Origin of the sequence: uncultured Streptococcus sp. (assembly GCF_963521865.1) — a bacterium.
Classification (GTDB): domain Bacteria; phylum Bacillota; class Bacilli; order Lactobacillales; family Streptococcaceae; genus Streptococcus.
Genome location: NZ_CAUQWY010000012.1, coordinates 41,539 through 47,623 on the forward strand (window position 1 = coordinate 41,539; position 6,085 = coordinate 47,623).

General features: G+C 45.0%; 6 protein-coding genes. All 6 read left to right on the top strand.

The window, feature by feature from the left end:
• Positions 1-19: 19 nt before the first annotated feature.
• Positions 20-334 carry a DNA-directed RNA polymerase subunit omega gene (rpoZ, locus tag RWO85_RS04930; RefSeq protein ID WP_000979235.1) on the top strand — a complete coding sequence of 105 codons (315 nt, stop codon included), beginning with the start codon at positions 20-22 and terminating at the stop codon, positions 332-334.
• A gap of 65 nt (positions 335-399) precedes the next feature.
• On the top strand, positions 400-2,796 hold the full coding sequence (locus tag RWO85_RS04935; protein ID WP_314414388.1) for a primosomal protein N': 2,397 nt from the start codon (positions 400-402) through the stop codon (positions 2,794-2,796).
• A gap of 12 nt (positions 2,797-2,808) precedes the next feature.
• A complete protein-coding gene (gene fmt / locus RWO85_RS04940) occupies positions 2,809-3,744 on the top strand; it encodes a methionyl-tRNA formyltransferase (protein WP_314414392.1) in 936 nt (311 codons plus the stop codon).
• The gene (gene rsmB / locus RWO85_RS04945; protein WP_314414394.1) at positions 3,737-5,050 is read left to right on the top strand and encodes a 16S rRNA (cytosine(967)-C(5))-methyltransferase RsmB; all 1,314 of its coding nucleotides are present in this window, start codon (positions 3,737-3,739) and stop codon (positions 5,048-5,050) included. The genes fmt and rsmB overlap by 8 nt, the downstream gene beginning before the upstream one ends.
• A gap of 14 nt (positions 5,051-5,064) precedes the next feature.
• The gene (locus RWO85_RS04950) at positions 5,065-5,805 is read left to right on the top strand and encodes a Stp1/IreP family PP2C-type Ser/Thr phosphatase (RefSeq protein WP_314414395.1); all 741 of its coding nucleotides are present in this window, start codon (positions 5,065-5,067) and stop codon (positions 5,803-5,805) included.
• Positions 5,802-6,085, top strand: a 284-nt coding sequence (locus RWO85_RS04955) for a protein kinase domain-containing protein (RefSeq protein ID WP_314414397.1), incomplete at its 3' end; no start/stop codon positions are given. The genes RWO85_RS04950 and RWO85_RS04955, both read left to right, overlap by 4 nt.

A 6,085-nucleotide genomic window follows, 5' to 3' on the forward strand; every position in this document is an offset into this window, starting at 1 on the left:
AGAAAATAGGTACAAGCAAATGATGTTAAAACCCTCTATTGATACCTTGCTCGACAAGGTTCCTTCAAAATATTCACTCGTAATCTTGGAAGCAAAACGTGCCCACGAATTGGAAGCAGGTGCGCCAGCAACTCAAGGTTTCAAATCTGAAAAATCAACTCTTCGCGCTTTAGAAGAAATCGAATCAGGAAACGTTACAATTCACCCAGATCCAGAAGGAAAACGTGAAGCAGTGCGTCGCCGTATCGAAGAAGAAAAACGTCGTAAAGAAGAAGAAGAAAAGAAAATCAAAGAGCAAATCGCTAAAGAAAAAGAAGATGGTGAAAAAATTTAAGGTTGGGGGGACTCAATCTTATTTTTTCTATTGCAAGAATATACTGACAAGGAGGAGGTGAGAAGATGGCTATAGCCAAGATTATCGTAGATGTGCCCTTGATGCAGACGGACCAGCCCTATAGTTACAGGATTCCTGAGGAGTTTGAGGGAATGCTGGAAGTTGGAATGCGGGTTCATGTGCCTTTTGGTAAGGGCAATCGCCTGATTCAAGGGATTGTTCTTGGTTTGGAGTCCCAACCAGATGAGGAAGAGATGGAGCAAGATTTAAAAGATATTGCTGAGGTGCTGGATTTTTCTCCTGTTCTCACGCAAGAACAACTCTGGCTGGCTGAGGAGTTACGCAAGTCAGTCTTCTCCTACAAAATCTCTATCCTCAAGGCCATGCTTCCAGGATTTCTGAACTCCAGCTATGACAAGATTCTCTATCCTCTGGCAGGTCTGAGTCAGGAAGACCGAGAGCGCTTGTTTGGTTCAGAGGAATCGCTTGCCTTTTCTTCTCTGGATTTAGCTAAGCAAGCTGAAATGATGCGTTTGACTAGAAAAGGCCTGCTTGGTTTGGAGTATCAGGCAGTCGATCAAAAGAAGGTCAAGACCCAGTCTTGGTATGAGGTTGACCTTGTTCAGTTAGAAGGTGTAGAGATTTCTGCACGTGCCAAGAAAAAGTTGGAATTGAGAGACTATTTACTGTCACATCCAGAGAGTGCTTCCTTGGCTAGTTTGCTAGAGTTCTATTCACGGGAGCAAGTCAACTTCTTTGTCGAACAAGGTGCTGTGACCATAGTCCAAAAGGAAGTTCAACGCTCGGCTGCTTATTTTGAAGGCATTGAAGCAAGTCAGCCTTTGGAGTTGAATCCAGAGCAAAGGCAGGTGCGTGATGCGGTTGTCAGTGCTATTGGCAGTCATCAGCCTCCCTTCCTCCTTCAAGGGATTACAGGAAGTGGGAAGACAGAGGTTTACTTGCAGATTATTCAAGGGTCCTTGGACAAGGGTAAGACAGCTATTTTGCTGGTACCTGAGATTTCCCTGACTCCTCAGATGACGGAGCGTTTTATAGCACGTTTTGGGGACAAGGTGGCCATTCTTCATTCAGGTCTTTCCAATGGTGAAAAGTATGATGAATGGCGCAAGGTTGAGCGTGGAGATGCCCAAGTTGTGGTTGGTGCCAGATCTGCCATCTTTGCTCCGCTGAAAAATCTAGGTGTCATGATTATCGATGAAGAGCATGAAGCGACTTATAAGCAGGACAGTAATCCCCGTTACCATGCCAGAGAGGTGGCCATTTTACGGGCTCAGTATAATCAAGCAGCTCTGGTGCTTGGTTCAGCAACTCCTAGTCTGGAAAGCCGTGCGCGTGCTGGCAAAGGCGTCTATCAACACTTACGTCTGAACCAGCGAGCCAATCCTTTAGCCACCATCCCTGAGGTTCAAGTGATAGATTTTCGAGACTATATCGGACAAAATGAGACGTCAAACTTTACGTCTCCTTTGCTAGAGGCTATCCAAGATTGTCTTTCTAAAAAAGAGCAGGTAGTTCTCATGCTCAATCGCCGTGGCTATTCTAGCTTTGTCATGTGTCGGGAGTGTGGGACGGTGGATACTTGTCCTAACTGTGACATTTCCTTGACCTTGCACATGGATACCAAGACCATGAACTGCCATTATTGTGGTTTTTCGAAGGACATTCCTCAGGTCTGTCCTAACTGTAAGAGCCGCAGCATTCGTTACTATGGGACAGGAACTCAGAAGGCTTATGACGAGCTGGCAGAACTCTTTCCCCAGGCTCGCATTCTGCGCATGGATGTGGATACGACTCGTAAGAAAGGTAGCCATCAAGCTCTGCTTGATCAGTTTGGACGAGGAGAGGCGGATATTTTGCTTGGAACTCAGATGATTGCCAAGGGATTGGATTTTCCCAATGTGACCTTGGTCGGGGTGCTCAATGCGGATACGGCTTTGAATTTGCCTGATTTCCGTTCTTCTGAGAGAACCTTCCAACTTTTGACTCAGGTGGCAGGTCGGGCAGGACGTGCTGAAAAAGCTGGGCAGGTCTTGATTCAGTCTTACAATCCTCAGCACTACGCTATTCGATTTGCCAAGGATCAGGATTACGAAGGCTTTTATGCCTATGAAATGGGAATCAGACGACAACTTGGTTATCCACCTTACTATTTTACGATTGGCATTACCCTTTCTCATAAGAAAGAAGAAGAGGTTGTCAAACGTGCTTATGAAGTCATGAATATTTTGCGGTCAGGTTTGTCAGAGACCAGTCACATTCTGGGACCGACGCCCAAACCCATCGCCCGTACCCACAACCTCTATCATTACCAGATTTTAATTAAATACCGTTTAGAAGATGAGCTGGGGCCGACTCTAAATCAGGTTCTGGCCTTGACTCAAGAACGGGAAAATAGTGAGCTCCGTCTCAGCATTGACCATGAGCCACAGCAATTTTTATAAGAAAGAGAAGATATGACAAAATTAATTTTTATGGGGACCCCCGATTTTTCAGCAACCGTCTTAAAAGGACTTTTGACAGATGACCGCTATGAGATTCTAGCCGTTGTGACCCAACCAGACCGTGCCGTCGGCCGTAAAAAAGTTATTCAAGAAACCCCAGTCAAGCAGGCTGCCAAGGAAGCAGGACTTCCTATCTACCAACCTGAAAAATTATCTGGAAGTCCAGAGATGGAAGCTATTATGCAGCTAGGAGCAGATGGAATTGTGACTGCTGCTTTTGGCCAGTTTCTCCCAAGTAAACTCCTTGATAGCATGGACTTTGCGGTCAATGTTCACGCCTCCCTCCTTCCTAAACACCGTGGTGGTGCGCCTATCCATTATGCCTTGATTCAAGGGGATGAGGAAGCTGGTGTGACCATCATGGAAATGGTTAAGGAAATGGATGCAGGAGATATGATTTCTCGTCGCAGTATTCCTATCACAGATGAGGACAATGTTGGCACCTTGTTTGAAAAATTGGCGCTAGTTGGTCGTGATTTGCTTTTGGACACTTTGTCTGCCTACATTGCTGGGGGAATCAAACCTGAACCGCAGGATCCGAGTCAGGTTACTTTCTCGCCAAATATTAAGCCAGAGGAAGAAAAGTTGGACTGGAATAAAAGCAATCGTCAACTCTTTAACCAAATCCGTGGGATGAACCCCTGGCCTGTTGCCCATACTTTCCTCAAGGGAGACCGCTTTAAGATTTATGAAGCTCTAGCTGTAGAAGGTCAGGGAAATCCAGGTGAGATTCTCTCTATCGGCAAGAAAGAATTGATTGTCGCAACGGCAGAAGGGGCTCTATCCCTCAAACAAGTGCAGCCAGCTGGTAAACCTAAGATGGACATTGCTTCCTTCCTCAACGGAGTTGGACGTACATTGACAGTAGGAGAACGATTTGGTGACTAAAGTAGAAACGGCTAGAAGTCTAGCCCTAGCAGTATTAGAGGATGTTTTTATCAATCAAGCATACTCAAATATCGCCTTAAATAAGCATCTCAAGGGAAGCCAACTTTCAGCAGCAGATAAGGGCTTAGTGACCGAGCTGGTCTATGGGACGGTAACCCGTAAACTGACTCTGGAATGGTATCTGTCCCACTTTATCGAAAACAGAGACCAGTTAGACAGCTGGCTCTATGTCCTGCTTCTCATGAGTGCCTACCAACTCCATTATCTTGATAAGATTCCAGACCATGCTGTGGTTAATGAAGCGGTGGAATTAGCCAAAATCCGTAAAAAGGGCAGTGAAAAATTGGTCAACGCCGTCCTTCGTCGTATTCTACGTGAAGGCTGGCCAGATATTGCCAGCATCAAACGAAAAAACAAACGTGATTCCGTTGCCTATTCTCTCCCAGTTTGGCTCGTGTCTAAACTTAAGGAAGAATATGGAGAAGAGCGAGCGCAAGCTATTTTTGAAAGTCTTTTGGTGCGCAACAAGGCCAGCATCCGAGTGACTGATTTAAGTCGAAAAGAGGAAATCAAAGCCTTGTTGGAGGCTAGTGATTCATCCTTGTCTCCTTCTGGTCTGGTTAAGGAGCAAGGGCATTTTGCAGGTCATGATTTGTTTGCGGATGGAACCATTACTATCCAAGACGAGTCCAGTCAGCTGGTTGCTCCCACTCTGGATTTACAAGGTAATGAGAAGGTTCTAGATGCCTGTGCCGCTCCTGGCGGGAAAACAGCCCATATTGCCTCTTATCTTACGACAGGTCAGGTTACTGCTCTGGACTTGTATGACCATAAGTTGGACTTGATTCAAGAAAATGCTCAACGTCTGGGAGTTGCAGATCGGGTTCAAACGCAAAAATTGGATGCCAGAAAGGTGCATGAGTTTTTTGGGCAGAATTCATTTGATAAGATTTTGGTGGATGCTCCCTGTTCAGGAATCGGTCTTTTGCGCCGAAAACCAGATATCAAATACAATAAAGAAACGGCAGATTTCGCGTCCTTACAGGAAATTCAGCTCGAAATATTAGGTAGTGTTTGTCAAACACTAGGCAAAGGTGGTATAATAACTTATAGTACCTGTACTATTGTCTCAGAGGAGAATTTTCAAGTCGTTGAGGCGTTTTTAGAAAGTCATCCTGAGTTCGAGCAGGTAAAACTAGAACATGAATGTAAGGATATCATGAAAGACGGCTGTATCCTCATTACACCTGAATTGTATGGAAGTGATGGATTCTTCATCAGTCAATTTCGCAAGATATCGGATTAGGAAGGAACTGACACATGGAAATTTCATTATTAACAGATGTTGGTCAGAAACGAACAAATAACCAAGACTATGTCAACCACTATGTCAATAGAGCTGGACGTACTATGATTATTTTAGCTGATGGGATGGGAGGTCATCGCGCAGGGAATATCGCTAGTGAAATGGCGGTAACAGACCTAGGTATAGCTTGGGTTGACACCCAGATCGATACAGTCAATGAAGTGCGTGAATGGTTCGCCAATTACCTAGAAATTGAAAATCAAAAGATTCATCAACTTGGACAAGATGATGCCTATAAAGGAATGGGAACAACTCTTGAGGCTGTTGCTATTATTGGCAATCAGGCTATCTATGCCCACATTGGAGATTCTCGTATCGGTTTGATTCGTGGAGAAGAATACCACCAGTTAACGAGCGATCATTCCTTGGTCAATGAATTGCTCAAGGCAGGTCAATTGACACCAGAAGAAGCAGCCAGCCATCCACAGAAAAATATCATTACCCAGTCTATCGGTCAAAAAGATGAAGTTCAGCCTGATTTCGGAATGATTACCCTTGAGCTAGGTGACTATCTCTTGCTCAATAGTGATGGTTTGACCAACATGATTTCAGGCAGTGAGATTTGTGATATTGTAACCAGTGATATTCCTTTGGCAGATAAAACAGCGACGCTTGTGCGTTTTGCTAACAATGCAGGAGGTTTAGACAACATTACGGTTGCCCTTGTTTCTATGAACGAGGAGGAAGCAGAATGATCCAAATCGGCAAGATTTTTGCCGGACGCTATCGGATTGTGAAACAAATTGGCCGAGGAGGCATGGCAGATGTCTATTTGGCCAAGGATTTAATTCTAGACGGAGAAGAAGTGGCAGTGAAGGTCCTGAGGACTAACTACCAGACGGACCCGATAGCTGTAGCTCGTTTTCAGCGTGAAGCGAGAGCTATGGCAGATCTAGACCATCCTCATATCGTTCGGATAACAGATATTGGTGAGGAAGACGGTCAACAGTATCTTGCAATGGAGTATGTTGCTGG